Annotated in this window: 22 protein-coding genes; 9 read left to right on the forward strand and 13 right to left on the reverse strand. The window is 73.9% G+C overall.

Features of this window, described 5'->3' with window-relative positions; all coding sequences use genetic code 11:
• Window positions 1-9: 9 nt before the first annotated feature.
• From cutA to NFX44_RS18500, 3 genes are read right to left on the reverse strand one after another with little or no spacing between them, the layout of a single operon-like run.
• On the reverse strand, window positions 10-330 hold the full coding sequence (cutA, locus tag NFX44_RS18490) for a divalent-cation tolerance protein CutA (RefSeq protein ID WP_262284797.1): 321 nt from the start codon (window positions 328-330) through the stop codon (window positions 10-12).
• Window positions 331-384: 54 nt separating this feature from the next.
• Window positions 385-1,413: a 1-acyl-sn-glycerol-3-phosphate acyltransferase gene (locus NFX44_RS18495; RefSeq protein ID WP_262284798.1), complete on the reverse strand. Its 1,029-nt coding sequence runs from the start codon at window positions 1,411-1,413 to the stop codon at window positions 385-387.
• Window positions 1,413-2,246: a patatin-like phospholipase family protein gene (locus NFX44_RS18500; RefSeq protein WP_262284799.1), complete on the reverse strand. Its 834-nt coding sequence runs from the start codon at window positions 2,244-2,246 to the stop codon at window positions 1,413-1,415. Before NFX44_RS18500 ends, NFX44_RS18495 begins: the two co-directional genes overlap by 1 nt.
• 176 nt (window positions 2,247-2,422) lie before the next feature.
• Between NFX44_RS18500 and NFX44_RS18505 the strand changes: the two genes are divergently transcribed.
• Complete coding sequence (locus NFX44_RS18505) at window positions 2,423-3,874, forward strand: serine/threonine-protein kinase (RefSeq protein ID WP_262284800.1); 1,452 nt, start codon at window positions 2,423-2,425, stop codon at window positions 3,872-3,874.
• 4 nt (window positions 3,875-3,878) lie between these two features.
• Here the strand turns inward: NFX44_RS18505 and NFX44_RS18510 are convergent, their stop codons facing one another.
• The 9 genes from NFX44_RS18510 to NFX44_RS18550 all read right to left on the reverse strand — a co-directional run bounded on the left by NFX44_RS18510 (window position 3,879) and on the right by NFX44_RS18550 (window position 13,091).
• Entirely contained in the window at window positions 3,879-4,997 is a 1,119-nt protein-coding gene (locus NFX44_RS18510; RefSeq protein ID WP_262284801.1) for a glycosyltransferase family 4 protein, read from the reverse strand.
• 75 nt (window positions 4,998-5,072) lie between these two features.
• Window positions 5,073-5,744 (reverse strand): BON domain-containing protein, encoded by a 672-nt coding sequence (locus NFX44_RS18515; protein ID WP_262284802.1) that lies wholly within the window; start codon window positions 5,742-5,744, stop codon window positions 5,073-5,075.
• A 133-nt stretch (window positions 5,745-5,877) separates the two neighbouring features.
• A complete protein-coding gene (locus NFX44_RS18520; protein WP_262284803.1) occupies window positions 5,878-7,383 on the reverse strand; it encodes a S1C family serine protease in 1,506 nt (501 codons plus the stop codon).
• 62 nt (window positions 7,384-7,445) lie between these two features.
• The gene (locus NFX44_RS18525) at window positions 7,446-9,002 is read right to left on the reverse strand and encodes a HAMP domain-containing sensor histidine kinase (RefSeq protein ID WP_262284804.1); all 1,557 of its coding nucleotides are present in this window, start codon (window positions 9,000-9,002) and stop codon (window positions 7,446-7,448) included.
• Entirely contained in the window at window positions 8,999-9,700 is a 702-nt protein-coding gene (locus NFX44_RS18530) for a response regulator transcription factor (protein WP_200206763.1), read from the reverse strand. Before NFX44_RS18530 ends, NFX44_RS18525 begins: the two co-directional genes overlap by 4 nt.
• Window positions 9,701-9,824: 124 nt before the next feature.
• Window positions 9,825-10,454 (reverse strand): PadR family transcriptional regulator, encoded by a 630-nt coding sequence (locus NFX44_RS18535; protein WP_262284805.1) that lies wholly within the window; start codon window positions 10,452-10,454, stop codon window positions 9,825-9,827.
• Window positions 10,451-11,290, reverse strand: coding sequence for a DUF4097 domain-containing protein (locus NFX44_RS18540; RefSeq protein ID WP_262284806.1), 840 nt, complete (start codon window positions 11,288-11,290; stop codon window positions 10,451-10,453). Before NFX44_RS18540 ends, NFX44_RS18535 begins: the two co-directional genes overlap by 4 nt.
• A gap of 110 nt (window positions 11,291-11,400) precedes the next feature.
• Window positions 11,401-12,312 carry a 1-acyl-sn-glycerol-3-phosphate acyltransferase gene (locus tag NFX44_RS18545; protein ID WP_262284807.1) on the reverse strand — a complete coding sequence of 304 codons (912 nt, stop codon included), beginning with the start codon at window positions 12,310-12,312 and terminating at the stop codon, window positions 11,401-11,403.
• Window positions 12,309-13,091 carry a GNAT family N-acetyltransferase gene (locus tag NFX44_RS18550; RefSeq protein ID WP_262284808.1) on the reverse strand — a complete coding sequence of 261 codons (783 nt, stop codon included), beginning with the start codon at window positions 13,089-13,091 and terminating at the stop codon, window positions 12,309-12,311. The genes NFX44_RS18545 and NFX44_RS18550 overlap by 4 nt, the downstream gene beginning before the upstream one ends.
• Before the next feature lie 171 nt (window positions 13,092-13,262).
• Between NFX44_RS18550 and NFX44_RS18555 the strand changes: the two genes are divergently transcribed.
• The 5 genes from NFX44_RS18555 to NFX44_RS18575 all read left to right on the forward strand — a co-directional run bounded on the left by NFX44_RS18555 (window position 13,263) and on the right by NFX44_RS18575 (window position 20,111).
• Window positions 13,263-13,919, forward strand: a complete 657-nt coding sequence (locus tag NFX44_RS18555) for a hypothetical protein (RefSeq protein WP_262284809.1) — start codon at window positions 13,263-13,265, stop codon at window positions 13,917-13,919.
• Window positions 13,920-14,083: 164 nt separating this feature from the next.
• Window positions 14,084-15,022: an ABC transporter ATP-binding protein gene (locus NFX44_RS18560; RefSeq protein WP_262284810.1), complete on the forward strand. Its 939-nt coding sequence runs from the start codon at window positions 14,084-14,086 to the stop codon at window positions 15,020-15,022.
• Window positions 15,019-15,843 (forward strand): ABC transporter permease, encoded by an 825-nt coding sequence (locus NFX44_RS18565; RefSeq protein ID WP_262284811.1) that lies wholly within the window; start codon window positions 15,019-15,021, stop codon window positions 15,841-15,843. Before NFX44_RS18560 ends, NFX44_RS18565 begins: the two co-directional genes overlap by 4 nt.
• Before the next feature lie 256 nt (window positions 15,844-16,099).
• Window positions 16,100-19,837: a multifunctional oxoglutarate decarboxylase/oxoglutarate dehydrogenase thiamine pyrophosphate-binding subunit/dihydrolipoyllysine-residue succinyltransferase subunit gene (locus NFX44_RS18570; protein ID WP_262284812.1), complete on the forward strand. Its 3,738-nt coding sequence runs from the start codon at window positions 16,100-16,102 to the stop codon at window positions 19,835-19,837.
• A 94-nt stretch (window positions 19,838-19,931) separates the two neighbouring features.
• Window positions 19,932-20,111 carry a DUF6104 family protein gene (locus tag NFX44_RS18575; RefSeq protein WP_262284813.1) on the forward strand — a complete coding sequence of 60 codons (180 nt, stop codon included), beginning with the start codon at window positions 19,932-19,934 and terminating at the stop codon, window positions 20,109-20,111.
• A gap of 9 nt (window positions 20,112-20,120) precedes the next feature.
• Here the strand turns inward: NFX44_RS18575 and NFX44_RS18580 are convergent, their stop codons facing one another.
• Window positions 20,121-20,687 (reverse strand): TetR/AcrR family transcriptional regulator, encoded by a 567-nt coding sequence (locus NFX44_RS18580; RefSeq protein WP_262284814.1) that lies wholly within the window; start codon window positions 20,685-20,687, stop codon window positions 20,121-20,123.
• Window positions 20,688-20,736: 49 nt separating this feature from the next.
• Between NFX44_RS18580 and NFX44_RS18585 the strand changes: the two genes are divergently transcribed.
• The 3 genes from NFX44_RS18585 (at window position 20,737) to NFX44_RS18595 (ending at window position 24,491) form a co-directional block, all read left to right on the forward strand.
• Window positions 20,737-21,240 (forward strand): GNAT family N-acetyltransferase, encoded by a 504-nt coding sequence (locus NFX44_RS18585; protein ID WP_262284815.1) that lies wholly within the window; start codon window positions 20,737-20,739, stop codon window positions 21,238-21,240.
• A gap of 75 nt (window positions 21,241-21,315) precedes the next feature.
• Entirely contained in the window at window positions 21,316-23,382 is a 2,067-nt protein-coding gene (gene pta / locus NFX44_RS18590; protein ID WP_262284816.1) for a phosphate acetyltransferase, read from the forward strand.
• Entirely contained in the window at window positions 23,379-24,491 is a 1,113-nt protein-coding gene (locus NFX44_RS18595; RefSeq protein ID WP_262284817.1) for an acetate/propionate family kinase, read from the forward strand. The genes pta and NFX44_RS18595 overlap by 4 nt, the downstream gene beginning before the upstream one ends.
• The last annotated feature ends 134 nt before the right edge of the window (window positions 24,492-24,625 follow it).

Here is a 24,625-nt window from a genome sequence, read left to right on the forward strand (position 1 = left end):
TAGGCGTACCTAGGGACGGGTGTGGTCGTGCACCCAGGCCGTGTAGTCGGGGTTGCCGCTCTCCACCCGGGTGACCAGGATCTCCGGCACCTCGTACGGGTGGTTGGCGCGGAGCTGGTCGACAAGCGCGTCCACCCGGTCCGGCGCGGTCTTGAACTGGATCGACCACTCGGCGGTGGTCTGGATCGCCGACTGCCACCAGTAGGTGCTGTCCACCTGCCCGCCGACCTGGGCGCACGCCGCCAGCCGGCCGGCGACGGCCGCGGCCGCCAGCACGTCCGCGACGGAGCGGGCGTCCACCACCGTCGTCACCACGCAGATCTGCTCCACCAGCGCACCCTACGTGGCGTCCCGGGCGGTCCGCTGCACGCGCACCGAACCGGGTCAGTCGGCGGCCGCGGCCGCCCCGTTGCGGTTGGCGGCGATCCACCTGTCGATCCGGGCCCACCAGTCGAACAACCAGTCGATGCGCTCCTGCTTGCCGACCGGCACCTCCTCGGGCGGCACCGACCAGAACCGCATCACGATCCGCTTGTCCATCGGCAGCTCGCGCCACACGTCGGCGACGGTGACCATCTGGTCCAGCCCGGTGTGCGCCACGAAGATCACCCCGGCGTCCGGGGCGGCGTCGAGGGCGGCGAGCAACCCGCCCGGCTGCGGGGCGAGCACGTGCCGCATCCGTTCGGCGCGCCGCGCCATCCGCTCCAGGCCGAGGGTGCGCAGCCGGGCGATGGCCCGGAGCCGGCGCTTCGGGGTGAAGTTGCCGCCCTCCGGGAAGATCACGAACGCGTCGTCGTCGTCCAGGCCGGTGGCGAGGTGGCCGATCTGCCGGATCGCGGACTCCCGCCCGTCGGGCCCCGGCGCGATGAACCGGTTGGGCAGCCGGTTCAGCAGGACGTCGATCGCCGGGTCCCACTGGAGGGTTTCCTTGAGCACGATCCGGGGCTCCCGGTGGAACCAGTTGACCAGCGCGTGGATCAGGATGAACGAGTCGCCCGGCCCGGCGTGCCGGCAGAGCACCAGCTCGGGCCGGCCGGGCAGGGCGGTGTCCGGGTCGGTGCCGACCACGTCGATGCGCAGCCGCAGGGTCCAGCGGGCCTGCCAGAACAGCACCCGCAGGAAGTAACCGGCGAGCACGTAGTGGGCCCGCTGGAAGGCCGGCGACCGCTTGCGCGCGCCGAAGCCCGAGGCCAGCCAGAGCACGAAGAGGGCGAGCAGCGCGGTCGCGTCCCAGACCAGGTAGACGGTGCCGATCCAGAGCAGCCGCAGCGGGCGCAGGTGCCCCGGCACCAGCGGCGACGCGGCCAGAGCCAGCAGCGCCCAGGCCGGCAGGGTGGTCACCACGGCGACGGCGAGCAGCACCACGCCGGGCGCGAGCAGCATCCGGCGTACCCACCGCGGCGGCAGCGGCATCAGCGTTCCAGAGCGGTGTCCAGGTAGCGGCGGGAGGCCGTGTACGCCCGGCTGATCCGCCGCCCCACCGCCGCGATGTCCCGGTACGCCCAGGGGCTGTCGTCGCGCGGCTCCAGCCCGCCGGTCGGCAGCACGTGCACCTCCACCCCCTCCGGCAGCGCCGCCATCTCCCGGGCGAACCGGTGCCGGCGGGCGATCTCGAAGGCCACCTGGGCGATCTCCCAGGGCCGACGCGGCGGGCTCAGCTCGCGCTCGATCCGGCCCACCTGCAGCACGAAGATCTGGGTCGCGCCGGCCGCGACGGCCTCGCCGACCGGGATGGAGTTGACCACCCCGCCGTCGATGTAGTGCTGGCCGTCGATCTGGGTCGGCGGCAGCAGCCCGGGCACCGAGGCGGAGGCGAGCACGGCCGGCACCACCGGTCCGCTGTGGAACCAGTGCTCGGCGGCGCGCTCGATGTTCGCGGCGCAGCAGCGGAACGGCACCTTCAGGTCGGCGAAGGTGGTCTCCTCGCCCAGTTCGCTCTCCAGCAGCCGGCGCAACGGCCGGGGCGAGTGCAGGTGGGTACGCGCGGCGAAGCGCCGCAGTTGCCGGGCGACCGAGTCGCCGTACACCTCGCTCGCCTCGGGCGAGGCCCAGAGCCGGACCAGCCGGTCGGTGACCGCCTCGGTGGGGTCGGCGGCGACCAGGGCGCCGTTGACCGCGCCGATCGAGGTGCCGAGCACCATGTCGGGCCGGACCCGGGCCCGGAACAGCGCCCGGAGCATGCCCACCTCGACGGCGCCGAGCACTCCCCCGCCGCCGAGCACGAACGCCACCGGACCGCCTGCCATGCCGTTCATCCTGGCACGCCCCGCACAGTCCGCTCCGTCGAGCCGGTCGGGGCCGGTCGCCCCGTCACCCCGCGCGACCGGCGCGGCGCGGGACGCGACCGGAGAACGGACACCCGTTGACAGGCCGGACACATTCCCGCAACCTGATAGCGCTCCCAAGCCCAGGCAGGTGCGATGTGAAGGCGACGCTGCACGCCGGCCGGCTGCTGGCCCGCAGGTACCGGCTCATCGACCAGATCGGGGCCGGCGGCATGTCGGTGATCTGGCGGGCCCGCGACGAGGTGCTGGACCGGGTGGTGGCGGTGAAGGTGCTCGCCCCCTCGCTCGCCGCCGACGCCCGGTTCCGGGACATGGTGCGCGAGGAGGCCCGTTCCGCCGCCCAGCTCGTCCATCCGCACGTCACCGCCGTGCACGACTACGGCGAGACGGTGGCGCCGGACGGCTCGATCACCTCGTTCGTGGTGATGGAGCTGCTCAGCGGCGAGGAGCTGGAGCACCGGCTCACCGAGGGGCCGCTGCCCTGGCCGGCGGCGGTCGAGACGGGCGCGCAGGTGGCCGAGGCGGTGGCCGCCGCGCACCGGCTGGGCATCGTGCACCGGGACATCACCCCGTCGAACGTGATGATGACCCGGGTCGGCGCGAAGGTGCTCGACTTCGGCATCGCCACCCGGGTCGGCGCGCCCGACGAGGACGAGGACGGCGGCACGTTCGGCACCCCGGCGTACGTGGCGCCGGAGCGGCTGGACGGGGCGCCGGCGCAACCGGCCACCGACGTCTACTCGCTGGGTGTGCTGCTGTTCGAGACGCTGACCGGGCAGCCGCCGTACCCGGCGGACACCTGGGAGCAGCTCAGCGCCGCGCTGGCCGAGGACGCCGCGCCCACGCTGGACGGCGTACCCGGGCTGCCCGCGCCGGTCGCGGAGATCTGCCTGCGCTGCCTGGCCCGCGACCCGCGCCGGCGGCCCACCGCGCACCAGGTGGCGGCCGTGCTCCGCGACCAGTTGCTGCCCGCCGACCCGCAGGCCGCCACCATGCTGGCCCCGACCGTGACCCTGCCCGCGGTGCCCGCCCCGCCGCGACCGCCGGCCGAGCCCGCCCCTCCCGCACCCGTCGCCGCCGGGGCGCCCGGACGCCGCCGGGCGCTGCCCCTGGTGGCGGCCGGCGTGGTGGTGGTCGCCGGCGCCGCCCTGCTGGTGCCCGCGCTGCTGCCCGACCGGCAGGCGCCGTCGCGGTCGGCGCCGACCGCCGGGCCCGTGGTGGTCCCGTCCGCCGCGACGCCGAGCCGCGACGGGCCGGCCACCGGCGAGCCGCCCGGCCCGCCCCGCCGGCCGCCCGCGACCGGCGCGCCGACCCCGCCCGCCGGCGGCGACCTCAGCGAGGCGGCGCACCGGGTGGAGGGGCTCATCGAGGCCGGGCTGGCAACCGGCCAGATCCGCGACGACGTGGGTGTGGACCTGCGCAACCTGCTGCGCAACGCCAGCACCGCGACCGGCGAGGGCGCCCTCACCGGCGCCGTGGACCGGCTCCGCGACAAGATCGCCGACCGGCGGCGCGAGGGCAGCATCAGCCCCGGGTACGCCCGCCAGCTCGACGAGGCCGCCGCGGACCTGGTATCCGGACGAACCTGAGGAGTCAGCCGGCGGTGACCGGCGCGGCCTCGGGCCGCCCGGCGAACGCGGCCCGGTCGGCGAGGAAGGCCCGGTAGACCGCCTCGTAACCGGCGGCCATCCGCTCGACCGAGAAGTGCTCCGCCACGTGCATGATGCAGTCGGCCGGGTCGAGGCCGGCCACGTCGCGCAGCGCGGCCGGCAGTTCCTCCGCCCGGTCGCGGACGAGCCCGGTGATCCCGTCCCGGACCAGCTCCGGCACGGCGCCCCGGCGCAGCGCCACCACCGGGGTGCCGGTCGCCATGGCCTCCACCATCACCATGCCGAACGGCTCCGCCCACTGGATCGGCATGATGAGGCAGCGGGCGTCGTACAGGAGCCGCTGGGTGGCCTCCCGGTCGGCGTTGAGGACCACGGTGACGTCTTCGCCCAGCAGCGGCTCGACCACCTGCTCGAAGTAGCGGCGCTCGGCCGGCTCGTTGCACTTGCCGGCCAGGGTGAGCGGCAGGCCGGCCGCCCGGCAGGCGCGGATCGCCACGTCGGGGCCCTTGTCCGGGCTGAACCGGGCCAGCCAGAGCACCGGCCCGCGGCCGGGGCCCCGCTTGCGCGGCACCTCCCGCAGCGCCATGGCGTTGTGCACCGTGCCCACCCAGGGCAGGTCCGGGTTGGCCTCGCGCTGGGCGTGCGAGATCGCCACCAGGCCCACCCCCTCGTCGGTGTTGCTCAGCACGGTGCCGTACTCGCCCACCGGGTTGCCGTGCACGGTGGCCACCGTGGGTACCCGGCGGCGGCCGGCGAGCAGCGGGCCGATGGTGCTGTGGTCGTGCACCAGGTCGAAGTCGGCCGGATCGACCAGCCGGTTCACGTGGGCCAGGTGGGCCAGCTCGGGCAGCGACTCGCCGAGCCGGTGGAACTGGAGTTCCGAGCCGGTGGAGACGAAGTCACCGGCGGTGCCGTTCTCCCGGCCGGCTCCGAACAGGGTCACCGCGTGCCCCCGGTCCACCAGGGCGTCGACCAGCCCGGCCACCAGGTGCTCCAGGCCGCCGTACCCGGCCGGCGGGACGGACAGCCAGGGCGGCACCACCATGGCGAGCCGCAGGTGCCCGGTCCGGCCACGGTCCGACGGCGGCTGGTTCACGGCCACGAGTCCTCCCCGATGGGTCCCCCGGCGTACGTGACCGGCGGCGGTTTCCCGGCGCTCCGAGCGGTAAACGGCGGCTCAGCCGGCCACCACGAGCCGGTCGTGCACCTCGCGCACGCCCGGCGTGGCCCAGGCCGCCCGCTCCGCCTCCTCCCGCTGCCACCAACGGCGGACCACCCCGTCGAGCACCACCGTGTCGCCGCTGACCCGCACCTCGATGCGCTCGGTGCCGGTCCGCCGGAACAGCAGGCGTTGCAGGTCCCGGCGGTTCTGCTCGTCGCTGGGCGGGGTCGGCGGGCGCACCTCGACGAGGTTGGTCACCCCGCGTACGCCCCGCAGCCGGCGCAGCTCCCGCTCGGCGGTGCGGCGCTGGAAGCCGTACTCCACCTGGCCACGGAGCATGACCCAGCCGTCGGCGACCGTCAGGTCCAGCCGCTCGGCGGGCACGAAGCTGTCCCACTCCAGGGCCCGGCTGGCCGCGATCGCGATGTCGGCGTCGGTGCGCTCGTCGGCGACCGGCAACTGCACCTCCAGGTCACTGGCGACCGCGCGGACACCGCGGACCCGGTGCGCGCAGCGCTCGGCGGCCCAGCGCCGGGCGTAGCTGTCCACCTGTCCGGTCAGCGTGACCACGCCGTCGGCCACGGTCACCCCGATCTCCGTGGGCCGGGCCTGCGCGTCCCAGTCGAGCTCGGCGAGCACGTCCCGCTGGATGTCCTGGTCGGTGCGGACGGCGGAGGTGGTCGTCATGCCCCGAGGGTGCCGCCGGACGGGGTGAGCCTGGCTCACCCGGACCGGGTGAGGCACGAAAATAGGCGGCGGGTGACCGTACCAAACCCCATGGCTCCGTCCCCCGCCGCCCGTGGAGGAGGCAGGTCTGGTGTTATGACGTCTCGGCGAGCGTCACGGTTGCGGTCTCGGCCGAGCCGTTCCGCTTGAACTGGACCTCGACCCGGTCGCCGACCTTGCCGGCCTGCACGGCGCCCACCAGGTCGTTCGAGTCGTTGATCACCTTGTCGCCGAACTTGGTGATCACGTCGCCCCGCTGGAACCCGGCCTTGTCGGCGGCGCTGCCCGCGACCACGTCGGAGACCAGCGCACCGCCGTCCTCCGCGGCGGCCACGCTGACGCCGAGGGACGGGTGGCTGACCTTCTCGCCGCGCTGGAGCTTCTCGGCCACGTCCTTGGCCTTGTTGCTCGGGATGGCGAAGCCGACCCCGATGTTGCCGTTGCTGCCCTGCCCGGCCGTGGCGATGGCGGTGTTGATGCCGATCACCTCGCCCCGGGTGTTGACCAGCGCGCCGCCGGAGTTGCCCGGGTTGATCGGGGCGTCGGTCTGGAGCAGGCCGGAGATCGAGCTGGCGCCCTGCTGCGGGGCCTGCTGCTGGCCGCCCTCGCCGGCCTGGATGGTGCGGTCGCGGGCGCTCAGGATGCCGGCGGTGACCGAGCCCTGCAGGCCGAGCGGGCTGCCCAGGGCGAGCACCTGGTCGCCGACCTGCATGGCGTCGCTGTCGCCGAACTTGGCCGCCTTCAGGTCGCTCACCCCGCTGGCCTTGACCACGCCCAGGTCGGTCTTCGGGTCGGTGCCGACGATCTTCGCCTGGGCGGTCTTGCCGTCGGCGAAGACCACCTTCACCGTGTCGCCGCTGGCGGAGGCGACCACGTGGTTGTTGGTCAGGACGTATCCGTCGGCGCTGAGGATCACCCCGGAGCCCTCACCGCTGTCCGTCATGATCGTGACGATGCTGTCCTGGACGGCGGCCGCGATCTTCGGCAGGTCGGCGCTGTTGAGCACGGGAGCGGCCGTGTAGGTGCGGGTCACGGTCCCGTCGCCGTCGAGGGCGAGGGCGAGCGCGCCCCCGGCCACGCCGGAGCCGAGCATCAGCGCCAGCGCGAGCGCCCCGGCGCCGATGAACTTCCCGGCCCGGCTGGGCCGCGCCGGCTGCTGCGGGCCCCACGGCGGGACCGGCTGTCCGGTGTGGTGCTGCGGGTACTGCTGCCCGGGCTGGTGCTGCTGGTACGGCTGCTGCGTCTGGTACGGCGGAACCGGCCCGCCGGCCTGCGGCGCGTAGCCGGTGCCGCCCTGGTGCGCCCAGCCGCCCTGCTGCTGCGCCCCGTACCAGGGGTGCGTCTGCTGCGGCTGCGTGGACACCGGGTACGGCGTGGCCGCCGGCGGCGCGTACGGGTTGGCCGGCGTGGTCGCCTCGGTGTGTCCGGCCGGGGCGGTGGTTCCGGCGGCCGGGGAGTCGGCCGGAACCGGCGCGGCGGCCGGGGTGACGGTGGGGTCGGACTGCCCGCTCTCGGTGCGGGGCAGCTCGGCGGTCGGGTGCGACGGCTCGGCGTCGGCCGGAACCGGCGACCGCTGCGGATCGGTTTCGTGGTCGGTCATGACTCCACCTTCTCCCTCGGCACTGCGACCAGGCTGGAACCCGCCTGAATGTTTTCTGAAAGTCACTCGCCGGGCTCGGGCGCCTCGGGCAGCAGCGGCAGCTTCACCCGGAAGGTGGCCCCGCCGCCCGGCGTCTCGGCCACCTCGACGGTGCCGTGGTGCGCGGCCACCAGCGCGGCGACGATGGCCAGCCCGAGACCCGTGCTGGTCGGCCCGCCCGCCCGCCGGGTGCGCGCCGCGTCCACCCGGTAGAACCGCTCGAACACCCGCTCGGCCTGCTCCGGGGTGAGCCCGGGGCCGGTGTCGGCCACCTCCACCACGGCCAGGTTCCCCGGCTCCGCCCGCAGCCGCAGGGTCACCGCGGTGTCCGGCGGGGTGTGCGTGAGCGCGTTGGTCATGAGGTTGCCGATCACCTGGCGCAGCCGGGCGTCGTCGCCGAGCACCACCAGCGGGCCGGCGCCGGGCTCGATCTCGAGCGTGACGCTCCGGTCCGGCTCCACGGCCCGCGCCGCCTGGACCGCGTCCGAGGCGAGCACCGGCAGCTCGACCGGCGCCAGCGCGATCGGCCGCTCGCGGTCCATCCGGGCCAGCAGCAGCAGGTCCTCCACGAGCAGGCCCATCCGGGACGCCTCGTCCTCGATCCGGCGCAGCAGCCCGGCGGTCTGCTCGGGCGCCCGGGCCGCGCCCTGCCGGTACAGCTCGGCGAAGCCCCGGATGGTGGTCAGCGGGGTGCGCAGCTCGTGCGAGGCGTCGGCGATGAACTGCCGCATCCGCTCCTCGGAGCGGCGGGCCCGCGCCTCGGACGCCTGCGCCGCGGCGGCGGCGTCCCGGGCGCTGACCTCTGCGCTGCGCGCCGCCGCCTCGGAGGCCGCCCGCGCCGTGAACGCCGCCTCGATCTGGGCGAGCATGGCGTTCAGCGCACGGGAGAGCCGACCCAGCTCGGAGGTCGGGCAGGGCCGGCCCTCCTCGGGGTCGGGCACCCGCTGGGTCAGGTCGCCGCCGGCGATGGCCGCCGCGGTCTGCTCGATCTCCACGAGGGGCTTCAGACTGGTACGCACGATGCCGGCCCCGACCGAGGCCAGGATGATCAGCACCGCCCCACCCACCAGCAGATCGATCCAGATGAGCTGGCCGACCGACTGGTCGACGGCGGTGAGGTGCTGCCCGAAGGCGATGACCCGGCCGTCGGGAAGGTCGGTGTAGAGCATCCGCCACCGGGTCCGGCCGTCCAGCGAGCGGACCGTGAACGGCTCGCCAACCTGCTCCCGGTAGCCGGCGAAGTCGGCGGGGAAGGGCGGCAGCTCCTGGTCCTGGAGGCCGGCGTAGCGGGTGGGCACCTCCACCGGCTGACCGGGTGCCGCCTGGGCCGCCACGTAGTCCGACGGAATATTGATCTTGACCGGACTGCCGCCGGCCTGGTCCAGCGACCGGGCCACGTTCATCGCGCCGCCGCGGAGCTGCTCGTCCACCTGTCCGATCAGGTAGTCGCGGAGCAGGAACGCGGTGAGCCCGCTGATCACCAGCAGGGCCACCGCCACCAGGGCGAGGACCGAGGTGACCAGCTTCACCCGCAGCGGGACGCTGCGCAGCCAGCCCTTCGCGTCGTGGACGGCGTTCACGCCGCCGGCTTGCGCAGCACGTACCCGACCCCGCGCAGCGTGTGGATGAGCCGGGGCTGGGTGTTGTCGACCTTGCGCCGCAGGTAGGAGATGTAGGACTCGACGATGTTGTCGTCGCCGCGGAAGTCGTAGTTCCAGACGTGGTCGAGGATCTGTGCCTTGGAGAGCACCCGGTTGGCGTTGAGCATCAGGTAGCGCAGCAGCTTGAACTCGGTGGGCGAGAGCTGCACCCGCTGCCCGGCCCGGTGCACCTCGTGGGTCTCCTCGTCCAGCTCCAGGTCGGCGAAGGTGAGCCGGGAGGGCGCGTGCTCGCCGGTGGCGGTGCGCCGCAGCACGGCCCGGATCCGGGCGGTCAGCTCCTCCAGGCTGAACGGCTTGGTGACGTAGTCGTCGCCGCCCAGGGTCAGCCCGCGGATCTTGTCGTCGGTGGCGTCCCGGGCGGTGAGGAAGACCACCGGGGTGCGCGTGCCACCCTCACGGAGCATCCGGATGACCTCGAAGCCGTCCAGGTCGGGCAGCATCACGTCGAGCACGACCAGGTCGGGCCGGTGGTCCTTGGCGGCGTGGAGCGCCGCGCTGCCGCTGGTCGCGGTGGCGACGTCGAAGCCGGCGAAGCGCAGGCTCGCGGAGAGCAGTTCGAGGATGTTGGGATCGTCCTCGACGACGAGCAGTCTGGCCTCGGTCTGGGTAGCCACCATGGCACCCATCATCCGCGCTCCGGCTGCGCCCGCGCTGGGTGGATCCTGGAAACAACCTGTGAGCCGCCGCGCCTCGCCACCCCGCGAGCCGAGGGTGTCTCCACACCGGGAGACACCCGCGGCGTCACGTGTGGCGGAGCAGCCGGCGGAGCCCGTCCAGGGCCCCGTCGAGCAGGCGGATGGCCGTACGGAGCTGGGTGTCGGTGAGCCGGCCGGCCCGTACCAGCGCGCCGACCTCGACGGTGAACGCGGCCAGCCGCTGGTCGAACTCGGCCAGCAGGGGCGACTCGGCGGTCCGGCCCGGGCCGCCGTTGGCGGGTGGCCGGGTGGTCGGCGGCGGGGGCGCCCAGCGAGCCTGCCGGGTCTGCCGCGCCGCCTCGCGCAGCTCCCGCTTGAGGTCGCGCACCGAGCCGCGTACCTCGGTGCGGATCTCGCCGGCCAGCGTGGAGAGGTCCTCCACCGAGGCGGTGATGTCGGATTCCAGGGTGGCCAGCTCGTCGGCGCGCTGCCGCAGCTCGGCCCGGCCCGCCTCGGTGATCTCGTAGACCTTGCGGCCACCGGCGGCGGTGTGGCTGACCAGCCCCTCCACCTCCAGCCGTTGCAGCCGGGGATAGATGGTGCCGGCGCTGGGCGCGTAGAGGCCGAGGAAACGGTCCTCCAGCAGGCGGATCAGCTCGTACCCGTGCTTCGGGCCGTCGTCGAGCAGCTTGAGCAGGTAGAGCCGGAGCCGCCCGTGACTGAACACGGCGGTCACGGCAGCTCCTCCAGGTCGTCGGCGTCCTCGACGGGACGGGCGAGCAGCGCGATGCTGCCGGACGTCGCGGACGCCCAGAGCTTACCGGCGCCGCCGCCGAGCACCCCGTGGCTGTCCTTCACCGCGCCGAACCCGTGCTGGCCGCCGCAGATCTGCGGGAATCCGCTGGTGATCCGGCCGGAGGTGGTGTGCAGGTGGACGGTGAGGTCGCTGTCCTCGCGGACCCGCACCGTGATGCTGCCGGAGATGGCGCTGAGCCGGATGTCGCTGCCCCGCGGGTTGTCCAGGTCGCAGGTGATCGACCCCGAGACGGCGTGGGCGCGGACGCGCTCGGGCGCGCTGTCGGCGAGGATCAGCTCGCCGGAGACCGTCTCGAGGTTGAGGTCGCCGCCGACGCCGAGCGCCTCGACGGGACCGGAGATGACCTTCGCGGAGGTGTGACCGCGCAGCCCCATGAGGGTGACCTGGCCGGACGTGACGTCGACCCGGGTGTCGCGGCGCAGGCCGGAGGCGACCAGCGAGCCGTCCACCAGTTGCAGGTCGGCCAGCACGTGCGCGGGGACGGCGATGGAGACCTCGGCGCGGAACCGGCGGCCGAGCTGGCCGAGCCACCAGAGCATCCCCGGCCAGCGGGGCATCCGCTCGTGGCCGACGGTGAGCCGGCCGTCGCGCAGCTCGACGCGGACCGGTCGGCGGCTGATCCGGGTGACGTCCACCCGGGCCGGTCCGTCGGTGCCGACGACGTTGAGCCGGCCGCTGACGAGTCGGACGTCCAGCCGGGTGACCGGCTCGTCCATGGTGAGCCGTTGCGGGCTGTCGACCATCCAGGTGGTCATGGCGTCCTCCCCTCGGTGACGCGCCGATCGGCGGCGCGTCGAGTGACGGGAGAAGCATAACGCGATACATCGCGACTGAACAAGACTGTCGCGACTGTGTCGCGTACGCGTCAGGCGGCCAGGTCCAGCTCCGCCTCCGCCGCGACCCGGGCCGGCGCCACCGGCCGGACGATCCGCACGCCGGTCGCCGCGGGCCGGACGGGCGTCCGGACCGGGCTCGGGTGGACGGCCGACTCGGCCGCCCGGGCCAGCATCCGCCGGTCCGCCCCGGCGGCCGGGTGCAGCGCGGCGGCCACCGTCACGGCGACGCTCAGGTCCCGCGCGCCGAGCACCCGGCGGACCGACGCCCAGAGCGTCTCCTCGCCGAGGAAGGCGGGCAGGGTGCTCGTGTCGCCCGCGTACCGGTAGGCGAGCCGGAGCGGGACCACCGGCGCGCCGGTGTCCACCGCGGCCTGGAACACCGCCGGGCGGAAGCCCCGGCCCGGCCGGCAGCCGGCCGCCACCCCGCACCAGGTCGTGCCCTCGGGGAACACCGCCACGGAGTGGCCGGCACGCAGCGCGCCCGCCACCCGGCCGACGGTGCCCGGCAGGTCGCGCGGCCGGGACCGGTCGACGAAGACCGTGCCGGCCGCGGCGGCCAGCGGGCCCAGCACCGGCCAGTCGCGGACCTCCCGCTTCGCCAGCATCCGGGCCGGGGCGACCGCGAGCAGCGCGAGGATGTCGAGCCAGGAGACGTGGTTGGCGACCAGCAGCGCCGGTGGTCGCGGCAGCCGGCCGCGCACCGCCAGCCGCACGCCGAGGGCACGCAGCGTGCCCCGGGCCCAGCCGCGCAGCGCGGCCCGCCGGTCGCGGGCGGGCAGCAGCGGCAGCAGCGCGGCCAGGCCGACCCCGGCCGACAGCATCCCGAGTACGCCGAGCAGCCGCCCCACCCGGCGCGGCAGCGACACGTCCGGCGCGTGGGCCGCCGGCAGGCAGCCCGGCCCGCAGCCCGAGGCGGGGCGCCAGAGCCCGTCGCCGGTCACGACGCCGCCCCGCCCAGGAAGTGCCTCAGGTAGCGCGGGTTCATCCGGTCCAGGGAGAACAGCACGTAGAAGTCGGCGCAGCCGAAGTCCGGGTCGTACGCCGGCTCCCCGCACACCCAGGCGCCGAGCCGCAGGTAGCCGCGGAGCAGCGGCGGGACGAGCGCGCGGCGCTCGGCGGGCGGCAACTCCGGCTCGGCGCGTCCGGCGGCGGCCGGCTCGGCGAACCAGGGGCGGCGGGGCGTCACGCGCAGCGGCGGCGGGGCCAGGTGCCGCGCGGTGACCTGGGACCACACCTCGGTGGCGGCGATCCCGCCGTCGGCCACCGGCACCGAGGCGCAGCCGCCCAGCCAGCGGGAGCCGCGCAGGTGCAGGTAGCGGGTGATCCCGGCCCACATCAGGTTGATCACGGCGCCGGAGCGGTGGTCCGGGTGCACGCAGGACCGGCCCGCCTCGACCAGGCCGTCGCGGAGCGGGCCCAGCGGGGTCAGGTCGAACTCGCCGTCGGCGTACCGGCGGTCGGTGCGTCCGGGCGGCAGCAGCCGGTAGGTGCCGACCACCTCGTCGGTGCCCTCGCGCAGCACGACCAGGTGGTCGCAGTACGCGTCGAACTCGTCGGTGTCGAGCCCGGCGGCCCCCGGGTGCAGGGTGGCGCCGAGTTCGCTGGCGAACACCTCGTGACGCAGGCGTTGCGCGGCCGCGACCAGGGTCGGGTCGTCGGCGATCAGCAGGGTGTATCCGCTGGTCGTGAGGGGTGCGCCAGCGGCGTGCAGAACGGCCATGGGTATCTGTGTAAGGTGCCCGGGTGCCGGCCCCGGGGATGAGGGGTGTCGATCCGGTGAACGCCGGTCGGCGCTCCGGCACGCCCCTCACCCGCGGCGGGCCGGCACCGGCGTGCGAGGCTGCCCGGGCGGACCCGGCGACGAGGCCGGCCGACCCCCGGGAGGTGCCACGTGATCATCGAGTCCCGTTTCCACGGACCGGACGGCTCGGGCAACGGCGGCTGGAGCGCCGGGATCTTCGCCGCCGCGGTGGACGACCGGGGCCCGGTGGAGGTCACGCTGCGCAAGCCGCCGCCGCTGGAGACCCCGCTGACCGTCGTGGACGGCGAGGTCCGTGACCCGGACGGCCAGGTGATCGCCCAGGTACGCCGGGTCGAGCCGGTCCGCGCCGTGGTCCCGCCGGTGGACCGGTCGACGGCCGAGGCGGCGGCCGCCGCGTACCCGGGGCTGGTGGACCACCCCTTCCCCGGCTGCTACGTCTGCGGGCCGGCGAACCCGGCGGGGCTACGGATCTTCCCGGGCCGCCTGCCGGACGGGCGGACCGCCGCGCCGTTCCGGGTCCCGGCCGAGGTGGTGCCGGCGACCGTGTGGGCGGCGCTGGACTGCCCCGGCGGCTGGGCGGTGATCGCGCCCGGCCGCCCGTACGTGCTGGGCCGGATCGCCGCGCAGGTCACCGCGCTGCCGCGGCCCGGCGACGAGTGCGTGGTGACCGGGGCGATGGTCGGCGGCGCGGGACGCAAGGCCGAGGTGCACTCCAGCCTCTACGGCCCGGACGGCGCGCTGCTCGGCCAGGCGCGGGCCACGTGGATCGCGCTGCCGCCGGCCTGATCCCTCCTCCCTGCGGATGATCCGCTCCTGCCCCGGGTGGAGGAGGGCGTACGCATCCCGCCTGATTGACCCCCTTGCGCCGGGTTGGAAGGCTGTGCACGGCGCCCCCGCAACGGCGCACCCACCGGCGTGCGTCGAGCCCGCCGGGGCAGGAGAGGAGAACGATGTCCGACGGGCAGCCAAGCCCCAGTGCCGGGACCGGCCAGATCGTGGTGTCGGGACTGACGAAGGTATACAAGAACGTCCGGGCGGTGGACAACCTGTCCTTCACCGTCCAGCCGGGCCGGGTCACCGGCTTCCTCGGCCCGAACGGCGCCGGCAAGACGACCACCCTGCGCATGCTGCTCAACCTGGTCACGCCGACCGCGGGTGAGGCCACGATCGGCGGCCACCGGTACGCCGACCTGCCCGACCCGCTGCGCACGGTGGGCGCGGTGCTGGAGGCGTCGAGCGCGCACAAGGGCCGCACCGGGATCAACCACCTGCGGGTGATCTGCGCGGCGGCGGGCCTGCCCCGCAGTCGGGCCGACGAGGCGCTCGCCCTGGTCGGGCTGACCCCGGCCGCGAAGCGCAAGTTCAAGGGCTACTCGCTGGGCATGAAGCAGCGGCTCGGGATCGCCGCGGCCATGCTCGGCGACCCGCGGGTGCTGATCCTCGACGAACCGGCCAACGGCCTGGACCCGGAGGGGATCCGCTGGATGCGCGGCTTCCTCAAGGGGCTGGCCACCGAGGGGCGCACGGTGCTGGTCTCCAGCCACCTGCTCTCCGAGATGCAGTTGCTCGCCGACGACGTGGTGATCATCGCGGCCGGCAAGCTGGTCCGGCAGGGGCCGGTCGAGCAGGTGATCGGCTCGATGACGCACGGCGCCCGGGTCCGGGTGCGCACCCCGCAGGGCGACGAGCTGGCCGCGGCGCTGCGCGAGCAGTCGGCCACGGTGGACGCCGACGGGCACGGCGCGCTGCTGGTGACCGGGGTGGACGCGCCGACGGTCGGCCGGGTGGCCCTGGCCGCCAAGGTGGAGCTGCACGAGCTGACCACCGAACGCCCCGACCTCGAAGGGGTCTTCCTGGAGCTGACGGCCGGAAAGGCGGAGATCCGATGAATCTGGTCCGATCCGAGCTCCTCAAGATCCGTTCCACCAACACCTGGTGGATCTTCGCGCTGATCACGGTGCCGCTGTGGGCCCTCGCGATGGCGTTCAACTGGTTGCAGACCGAGGCTCTGACCAGCGGCAACATCGGCGAGGTGCCGGCCGACCAGGCCGACCAGGTGCAGGCCGTCTCCAGCGCCGACAGCCTGGCCGCCAACCTCTACACCAACGGCCAGTTCTTCGGGCTGCTCATCGTGATGCTGCTCGGCATCGTGGTGGTGACCAGCGAGTTCTTCCACCAGACGGTGACCACCACGTTCCTCACCGCGCCCCACCGCACCGCGGTGATGCTGGCCAAGCTGGTCGCCGCCGGCCTGCTGGCAGTGCTCTTCTGGCTGGGCACCACGGTGCTGAACCTGGTCTTCGCGCCGCTGATCCTGAACGCCACGGACGTCGGCGCCCAGTTCGGCAGCGGCGCGGTCTGGCGGGCGGTGGCCCTCAACGGGCTGGCCTACCTGCTCTGGTCGGTGCTCGGCGTCGGGCTCGGTGTGCTGATCCGCAGCCAGATCGGCGCCACGGTGACCGGCATCCTGCTCTACCTGGGCGGCGCCATCGGCGCGGCCATCGCGATCGGGCTGCTGGCCGCGAAGTTCGGTGACTGGATCAACCAGCTCCAGCTGCTCGTCCCGTCGCTGGCGTCGTCGCTGATGGTGAGCGGCGCCGAGATCCCGGGCAACCCGCCGCGCTGGGCCGGGGCCGCCGTGCTCGTCGGCTACGCCGTGGTGGCCGGGGTGATCGGCGTGCTGACCATCCGGCGCCGCGACATCTCCTGAGTCGGCTACCCGACACGGCCCCGATCGGTGACTCTGTGTCACCGGTCGGGGTCGTCGCTGTCTAGCAGGAGTGGGCGGGACACGCAGCGTTTGCCGAACTTCTGGCATCTTCTGTGAAACGGACCACCAGCCGGAGGCGAGAATGCCTGCGTCGATCGCACGGCGTAGCCTGGGACCCGTCTCTCGTGCGCCCGGGAACGGGCTCGGGAGCGCCCGCGTGACATTCACAACCGCGTGAAAGAGGCGATTAGCGGCCGTGTCGACCCAGCAGACTTCGCAGGAGAACCCACTGGCGGGTTTCGGCCCGAACGAGTGGATCGTCGAGGAGATGTACCAGCGCTATCTCGCCGACCCCTCGAGCGTCGACTCGGCCTGGCACGACTTCTTCGCCGACTACCGGCCGGCGCCCGGTGCCGCCACCCCGCGCTCCGAGGCCCAGGCCGCCCCGGCCAAGCCGGCCGTCCGCCCCGAGCCGGGCGAGCAGCAGGAGGCCGTCGCCACGGTCACCCAGCAGCCCGCCGCCAAGCCGGCGCCCGCCCCCGCGAAGCCGGCCGCCAAGCCGGCGGCGAAGGCCCCGGAGCCGGCTCCGGCGAAGAAGGCCGCCCCGGCCAAGCCGGCCGCCAAGGCGCCGACCGCGAGCGCCGCCGGCACCACCCCGCTGCGCGGGGTCGCCGCCAAGATCGTGCAGAACATGGACGCCTCGCTCGCCGTGCCGACCGCGACCAGCGTCCGCGCGGTGCCGGCGAAGCTGCTGGTGGACAACCGCATCGTGATCAACAACCACCTGGCCCGCGGCCGCGGCGGCAAGGTGAGCTTCACCCACCTGATCGGCTACGCGTTGGTCCGGGCGCTTGTCGAGCACCCGGAGATGAACAACTCCTTCGCCGAGGTCGACGGCAAGCCCGCGATGGTCCGCCCCGAGCACGTCAACCTGGGCATCGCCATCGACCTGGCCAAGCCGGACGGCTCCCGCAACCTGGTGGTGCCCTCCATCAAGGGCTGCGAGCAGATGGACTTCCGGCAGTTCTGGCAGGCGTACGAGGACGTGGTCCGGCGCGCCCGCCGCAACGAGCTGACCATGGAGGACTACGCCGGCACCACGATCTCGCTGACCAACCCGGGCGGCATCGGCACGGTCCACTCGATCCCGCGCCTCATGCAGGGCCAGAGCGCCATCATCGGCGTCGGTGCCATGGAGTACCCGGCGCCCTACCAGGGCATGAGCGAGGCGACCCTGGCCGACCTCGCGGTCAGCAAGATCATCACCCTGACCAGCACGTACGACCACCGGATCATCCAGGGCGCGCAGTCCGGCGAGTTCCTCAAGGTGATGCACGAGCTGCTGCTCGGCGAGCGCGGCTTCTACGACCAGATCTTCACCTCGTTGCGCCTCCCCTACGAGCCGGTGCGCTGGGTGCAGGACGTGGCCGTCGACTCCGAGGGCCAGATCAACAAGACCGCGCGGGTGCACGAGCTGATCCACGCGTACCGGGTGCGCGGCCACCTCATGGCCGACACCGACCCGCTGGAGTTCAAGATCCGGAAGCACCCCGACCTGGATGTCCTCCAGCACGGGCTGACCCTGTGGGACCTTGACCGGGTCTTCCCGGTCAACGGCTTCGCCGGCCGGCAGCGGATGAAGCTGCGTTCGATCCTCGGCGTGCTGCGCGACTCCTACTGCCGCCGCGTCGGCATCGAGTACATGCACATCCAGGACCCGGAGGAGCGTCGCTGGATCCAGGAGCGGGTCGAGCGCAAGTACGAGAAGCCCAGCGCGGACGAGCAGAAGCACGTGCTCAACCGGCTCAACGCCGCCGAGGCGTTCGAGACCTTCCTCCAGACCAAGTACGTCGGCCAGAAGCGCTTCTCGCTGGAGGGCGGCGAGTCGCTGATCCCGCTGCTCGGCGAGGTCCTGGAGTGCTCCGCCGAGGGCGGCCTGGACGAGGTCGAGATCGGCATGGCCCACCGCGGGCGGCTCAACGTGCTGGCCAACATCGTCGGCAAGCCGTACGAGAAGATCTTCTCGGAGTTCGAGGGGCACCTCGACCCGCGCTCCACCCAGGGCTCGGGTGACGTGAAGTACCACCTCGGCCAGAACGGCAAGTTCAGCACCCCGGACGGCGCGCACGCGGTCAAGGTGTCGGTGGTGGCGAACCCGTCGCACCTGGAGGCCGTGGACCCGGTGCTGGAGGGCATCGTCCGGGCCAAGCAGGACCGGATCGACCTCAAGCTGGAGGGCTACACCGTGCTGCCGCTGGCGGTGCACGGTGACGCCGCCTTCGCCGGCCAGGGCGTGGTCGCCGAGACCCTCAACCTGTCGCAGCTGCGCGGCTACCGCACCGGCGGCACCGTGCACGTGGTGGTCAACAACCAGGTCGGCTTCACCACCGCCCCGGAATACAGCCGGTCCAGCCTCTACAGCACCGATGTCGCCCGGATGATCCAGGCGCCGATCTTCCACGTCAACGGCGACGACCCCGAGGCCGTCGTCCGGGTGGCCCGGCTCGCCTTCGAGTACCGGCAGGCGTTCAACAAGGACGTCGTCATCGACATGGTCTGCTACCGCCGGCGCGGGCACAACGAGGGCGACGACCCGTCGATGTCCAACCCGCAGATGTACAAGATCATCGACTCGAAGCGCTCGGTCCGGAAGCTCTACACCGAGGAGCTCATCGGGCGGGGCGACATCACCGTGGAGGACGCGGAGGAGCTGCTGCGCGACTACCAGTCGCAGCTGGAGCGGGTCTTCAAGGCCACCCGGGACGCCGCCACCACGCCGCGCCAGCTCAGCCGGCCGCGCCGCGAGGAGGAGCCGGAGCCGCAGGTCGACACCGCCACCGACGCCGCCGTGGTCAAGGCGGTCGGCGAGGCGCACGTCAACCTGCCGGAGGGCTTCACCCCGCACAAGCGGATCCAGCAGCTGCTGGAGCGGCGGCGCAAGATGTCCGTCGAGGGCGGCATCGACTGGGGCTTCGGCGAGATCATCGCGTTCGGCGCGCTGCTGCACGACGGGGTCACCGTCCGGCTCGCCGGGCAGGACTCCCGCCGGGGCACCTTCGTCCAGCGGCACGCGTCGGTGGTCGACGCGAAGACCGGCGACGACTACCTGCCGCTGAAGTCGCTCACCGCCGACGGCGAGCGGTCCCGCTTCTTCGTGCACGACTCGCTGCTCTCGGAGTACGCGGCCATGGGCTTCGAGTACGGCTACTCGGTGGAGAACATCAACGCGCTGGTCGCCTGGGAGGCCCAGTTCGGTGACTTCGTCAACGGCGCCCAGTCGGTGATCGACGAGTTCATCTCGTCGGGCGAGGTGAAGTGGGGCCAGCGCTCCGCGGTCACCCTGCTGCTGCCGCACGGCCACGAGGGCCAGGGCCCGGACCACACCTCCGGTCGCCCGGAGCGGTTCCTCCAGCTCTGCGCCGAGGACAACATGCGGGTGGCCATCCCGACCACCCCGGCGAGCTACTTCCACCTGCTGCGCCGCCAGGCCCTGTCGCCGAAGCGCAAGCCGCTGGTGGTGTTCACCCCGAAGTCGCTGCTGCGCCACAAGCTCTGCGTGTCGCAGGTGGAGGACTTCACCACGGGCACCTTCCAGCCGGTGCTGGCCGACACCGCCGCCCCGGCGCCGGAGCAGGTGAAGCGGGTGCTGCTCTGCTCGGGCAAGGTCTACTACGACCTGTTCCAGGCCCGGCAGGAGCGGGGCGTGACCGACACGGTGATCCTGCGGATGGAGCAGCTCTACCCGCTGCCCGTCGAGGAGGTCCGGGCCGCCCTGTCGCAGTACCCGAACGCCGAGGACTTCGCCTGGGTCCAGGAGGAGCCGGCCAACCAGGGCGCCTGGTCGTTCGTCGCGCTCAACCTGCTGGAGCACCTGCCCGAGGTCCGGCTGCGCCGCATCTCGCGTCCGGCCGCCGCCGCGCCGGCGGTCGGCTCGGCGAAGATGCACGAGGTCGAGCAGAACGCGCTGATCGAGGCGGCTCTCCCCCGCCCGTGACCTGACCGCACCGCCGGCACGAGGGGCAGCGACCGTACGACGGCCGCTGCCCCTCGTCGGTGTGGCGGCCCCCTTCTTCCGCGAGAGGACGCACATGTACTTCACCGACCGTGGCATCGAGGAACTTGTCGAGCGCCGGGGCGACGAGCAGGTCACCCTGGAGTGGCTGGGCGAGCGGCTCCGTGACTTCGTCGACCTGAACCCGGAGTTCGAGACCCCGATCGAGCGGTTCGCCACCTGGCTGGCGCGGCTCGACGACGAGGACGACGAGTAGGTCGGCGGTTCAGCCCGCCGCCGCGACGAGGCGCAGGTAGCGCTCGACGACCGCCGTGGCCCGCTCGGCGTCGCCGGTGGCCAGCAGGTCGAGCAGGGCGCCGCGCAGCACCGCCAGGCCTAGCGCCGGGTCACCGCCGGCCGCTCCGCCGTCGATGTCGGCCAGCAGCCCGAGCCAGTCCTCCACGGTCTGCCGGGCGAATCCCGCCCACGGCCCGTCCGGCTCGCCCAGCGAGCGGGCGTACGCCTGGACCCAGAGGACCAGCATCGGACGGTGCGCCGGGTCCACGAGCCAGCCCCAGGTCGCCCGCACCGCCGCGGCGAAGTCGCCGGCGCCGCCGGCCTCCCGGGCCTGCCGGAGCGCGGCCAGCTCGTCGGCCCTGGCCCGGCCGAGCAGGGCACGGATGAGCTGGTCCTTGGAGCCGAAGAGGAACAGCAGGACCCGGGGGCTGCTGCCGATGGCGGCGGCGAGCGGGCGCAGCGACAGTTCGGCCAGCCCGTGCGCCAGGGCGTACCGGTAGGCCCGCTCCAGGAGTTCGTCGCGGCGGGGGCTCCCGGGTCGCTCGCTGTGGCTCACAGCGCTACTCTGCCACTGAAACGACTGTTTCAGTAGTGGAGGGTTGACGATGAGCGCGGAGGTTCTCATTCGCCCGCTGGGCCGCCCCGGCGACCTCGGCTGGGTGGTGCTGGCCCACGGCGAGACGTACGCCGCCGAGTTCGGCTGGGACACCAGCTTCGAGGCGCTCGTGGCACGGATCGTCGCCGACTACGCCGCCGACCACGACCCGGCACGGGAGGCCGCCTGGATCGCCGAGGTCGACGGCGAGCGGGTCGGCTGCGTCTTCTGCGTCGCGGCCGACGAGCGGACCGCCCAGCTGCGGATCCTGCTGGTCGACCGGGCGGCCCGGGGTCGGCGGCTCGGCGAGCGACTGGTCGACGAGTGCCTCGCCTTCGCCCGGCGGGCGGGATACGCCCGCATCCGGCTCTGGACCAACCACCCGCTGGTCGCCGCCCGCCGGATCTACCTCTCCCGGGGCTTCCGCCTGGTCGAGGAGGAGCACCACCACAGCTTCGGCACGGAGCTGACCGGGCAGGTGTACGAACGGGAGCTGGCACCGACCGGCGGATGAGCCGCCCGGTCCGGGGCCCGGATGACGGGTCGGAGGACCCGGGCGGGGCACCCCGCGATCTTGTAGCGTGAGGTCGTGGCGCGCAGCGTGTACCTGACCAGCGTGGGGTCCGGCGGGGGCAAGTCGACGGTCGCACTCGGGCTGGCCGAGCTGCTGTCCCGGCAGGTCGAGCGGATCGGCGCCTTCCGGCCGCTGGTCTCCGGCCAGCGCCCCGACCCGATCCTCGCCCTGCTCACCGAGCGCTACCGGGTGGAGCTGCCCGTCGACGAGCTGCACGGCGCGACCTACGCCGAGGCCGCCGCCCTGGTCGCGGACGGCCACCGGGAGGAGCTGATCGCCCGCATCGTGGCCCGCTACCGCGCGGTCGAGCGGCACTGCCCCGCGGTGGTCGTGGTCGGCAGCGACTTCGCCGACGGGGACGGCGCCGGTGCCCGCGAGCTGGCGTTCAACGCCCGCCTGGCGACCGAGTTCAGCAGCGTGGTGGTGCCCGTGGTGGACGGGTTCGGGCAGCCGCCCGAGGCGATCGCGGCGGCGCTGCGCGGGGCGTACCACGACCTGGAGGACCTGGGCGCGACGGTGGTGGCGGCGGTCGCCAACCGGGTGCCCGAGCCGATGACGCTGCCCGAGCTGCCCGTCCCCGCGTACGCCATCCCGGAGGTGCCGACCGTGTCGGCGCCGACGGTGGCGGAGGTGGCGGCGGCGCTCGGCGCGACCCTGCTCACCGGCGACCAGGCCGCGCTGGACCGGGACGTGCTCGACTACGTGGTCGGCGCGGCGCACGTGCCCACCCTGCTGGACCACCTCACCGACGGCGCGCTGGTGATCACCCCGGGCGACCGGGCCGACCTGCTGTTGGCCGCCGGCGCGGCGCACGTGGCCGGGCAGGTCTCCCTGGCCGGGCTGGTGCTGACGCTGGGCGAGCAGCCCGACCCGCGCGCCATGCGGCTGGTCGAGCGGCTGAACACCGGGCTGGCCGTGCTCTCGGTGACCAGCGACAGCTACGACACGGTGGCGGCGTCCAGCCGGATCGAGGGCCGGCCCAGCGTGGCGAACCCGCGCAAGGTGGAGGCGGCGCTGGGCGCCTTCGAACGCTGCGTCGACACCGTCGACCTGGCCCGCCGGCTGCGGGTCAGCCGGTCGGAGCGGGTCACCCCGCTGATGTTCGAGAACGACCTCATCGACCGGGCCCGGGCCCAGCGCCGGCGGCTGGTGCTGCCCGAGGGCACCGAGGAGCGCATCCTCCGCGCCGCGGAGGTGCTGCTGCGCCGGGGCGTGGCGGACCTGACCCTGCTCGGGCGACCCGACGAGGTGGCGCGGCGCACCCGCGAGCTGGGCATCGACGTCGGCGACGCGCAGGTGGTCGACCCCGTGACCAGCGAGTGGCGGGACGAGTTCGCCGCCGTCTACGCGGAGCTGCGCGCGCACCGCGGCGTCACCGCCGAGCTGGCGCACGACATCGTGGCCCAGCCCAACTACTTCGGCACCATGATGGTGCAGACCGGCCGCGCCGACGGCATGGTCTCCGGGGCCACCCACACCACGGCGGCCACCATCCGGCCGGCCTTCGAGATCATCCGGACCGTGCCGGGCGTCTCCGTCGCCTCCAGCGTGTTCTTCATGCTGCTCGCCGATCGCGTGCTGGTCTACGGCGACTGCGCCGTCAACCCCGACCCGGACGCCGCCCAGCTCGCCGACATCGCCGTCTCCTCGGCCGACACGGCCGCCCGGTTCGGCATCGAGCCCCGGGTGGCCATGCTGTCCTACTCGACCGGCGACTCCGGCTTCGGGGCCGACGTGGAGAAGGTCGCGGCGGCCACCAAGCTGGTCCGGGAGCGCCGGCCGGAGCTGCTCGTGGAGGGCCCGATCCAGTACGACGCGGCGATCGATCCGCAGGTCGCGGCCACCAAGCTGCCGGACAGCCCGGTGGCGGGGCGGGCCACGGTGTTCATCTTCCCGGACCTGAACACCGGCAACAACACCTACAAGGCGGTGCAGCGCTCGGCCGGCGCGGTGGCGGTCGGCCCGGTCATGCAGGGCCTGCGCCGGCCGGTCAACGACCTGTCCCGGGGCGCCACCGTGCCGGACATCGTCAACACGGTGGCGATCACCGCCATCCAGGCCGCCGCCGGGGAGTCGCGATGAGCCGGATCCTGGTCCTCAACTGCGGGTCGTCGTCGGTCAAGTACCGGCTCTACGACGGCGACGAGGTACGCGACAAGGGCACCGTCGAGCGGGTCGGCGAGCCGGGCGGCGGGCCGGCCGACCACGAGAGCGCCGTGCGGCAGATCATCGAGGGGCTCGACCTGGCGGGGCTGGCCGGGGTGGGGCACCGGGTGGTGCACGGCGGGCGCAAGTTCAGCGCGCCGGTGCGGATCGACGACGCCGTGGTCGCCGCCATCGAGGACCTCGTCCCGCTCGCGCCGCTGCACAACCCGGCGAACCTGGCCGGCATTCGGGTGGCCCGGGAGGCGCTGCCGGACACCCCGCAGGTGGCCGTCTTCGACACCGCGTTCCACCACACGCTGCCCGAGGCCGCCGCCACCTACGCGATCGACCGGGAGATCGCCGAGCGGTACGGCGTGCGCCGGTACGGCTTCCACGGCACCTCGCACGCGTACGTCTCGCGACGCACGGCGGAACTGCTCGACCGGCCGTACGGCGAGCTGAACACGATCACCCTGCACCTGGGCAACGGGGCGAGCGCCTGCGCGGTCGAGGGCGGGCGGAGCGTGGCCACCTCGATGGGCATGTCGCCGCTGGAGGGCCTGGTCATGGGCACCCGCAGCGGCGACCTCGACCCGACGATCATCTTTCACCTGCGCCGGGAGGCCGGCATGGGCGTGGACGACATCGACGACCTGCTCAACCACCGCAGCGGCCTGCTCGGGCTGACCGGGGCCAACGACATGCGGGAGGTGCTGGCCCGCCGGGAGGCCGGCGACGCGGCGGCCGCGCTCGCGTTCGACGTCTACCGACGCCGGATCACCGGCTACGTGGGCGCGTACTACGCGCTGCTCGGCCGGGTCGACGCGGTCACCTTCACGGCCGGCGTCGGCGAGCACGCCGCCCCGGTCCGCGCCGAGGCGCTGGCCGGCCTGGAGCGGCTCGGCATCGCCGTGGACCCGGCCCGCAACGCCGGCAGCGGCGACCGGGTCATCTCCCCCGACGGCGCCGAGGTCACGGTCTGCGTGATCGCCACCGACGAGGAACGCGAGATCGCCCAACAAACCCGCGAGGTCCTCAACCTCTGACCCCGCGCCACCCCCGCCTGCCCGCCTGCCCGCCTGCCCGCCTGCCCGCCTGCCCGCCCCGACGATCATGAAGTTGGCGGCACGGAATCGGGCAATTCGCGCCGCCAACCTCATGATCGACGCGGAGGGTGGGG

Origin of the sequence: Micromonospora sp. MA102 (assembly GCF_025460765.1) — a bacterium.
GTDB classification, from domain to species: Bacteria; Actinomycetota; Actinomycetes; order Mycobacteriales; family Micromonosporaceae; genus Micromonospora; species Micromonospora halotolerans.

What these genes read in the sequence shown, in the direction of transcription:
- NFX44_RS18500 (WP_262284799.1), bottom strand. Translation starts at nt 2,246, where the DNA reads ATGGCAGGCGGTCCGGTGGCGTTCGTGCTCGGCGGCGGGGGAGTGCTC.
- NFX44_RS18495 (WP_262284798.1), bottom strand. Translation starts at nt 1,413, where the DNA reads ATGCCGCTGCCGCCGCGGTGGGTACGCCGGATGCTGCTCGCGCCCGGC.
- NFX44_RS18550 (WP_262284808.1), bottom strand. Translation starts at nt 13,091, where the DNA reads ATGGCCGTTCTGCACGCCGCTGGCGCACCCCTCACGACCAGCGGATAC.
- NFX44_RS18515 (WP_262284802.1), bottom strand. Translation starts at nt 5,744, where the DNA reads ATGACGACCACCTCCGCCGTCCGCACCGACCAGGACATCCAGCGGGAC.
- NFX44_RS18585 (WP_262284815.1), top strand. Translation starts at nt 20,737, where the DNA reads ATGAGCGCGGAGGTTCTCATTCGCCCGCTGGGCCGCCCCGGCGACCTC.
- NFX44_RS18565 (WP_262284811.1), top strand. Translation starts at nt 15,019, where the DNA reads ATGAATCTGGTCCGATCCGAGCTCCTCAAGATCCGTTCCACCAACACC.
- NFX44_RS18575 (WP_262284813.1), top strand. Translation starts at nt 19,932, where the DNA reads ATGTACTTCACCGACCGTGGCATCGAGGAACTTGTCGAGCGCCGGGGC.
- NFX44_RS18530 (WP_200206763.1), bottom strand. Translation starts at nt 9,700, where the DNA reads ATGGTGGCTACCCAGACCGAGGCCAGACTGCTCGTCGTCGAGGACGAT.
- NFX44_RS18520 (WP_262284803.1), bottom strand. Translation starts at nt 7,383, where the DNA reads ATGACCGACCACGAAACCGATCCGCAGCGGTCGCCGGTTCCGGCCGAC.
- NFX44_RS18540 (WP_262284806.1), bottom strand. Translation starts at nt 11,290, where the DNA reads ATGACCACCTGGATGGTCGACAGCCCGCAACGGCTCACCATGGACGAG.
- NFX44_RS18595 (WP_262284817.1), top strand. Translation starts at nt 23,379, where the DNA reads ATGAGCCGGATCCTGGTCCTCAACTGCGGGTCGTCGTCGGTCAAGTAC.
- NFX44_RS18560 (WP_262284810.1), top strand. Translation starts at nt 14,084, where the DNA reads ATGTCCGACGGGCAGCCAAGCCCCAGTGCCGGGACCGGCCAGATCGTG.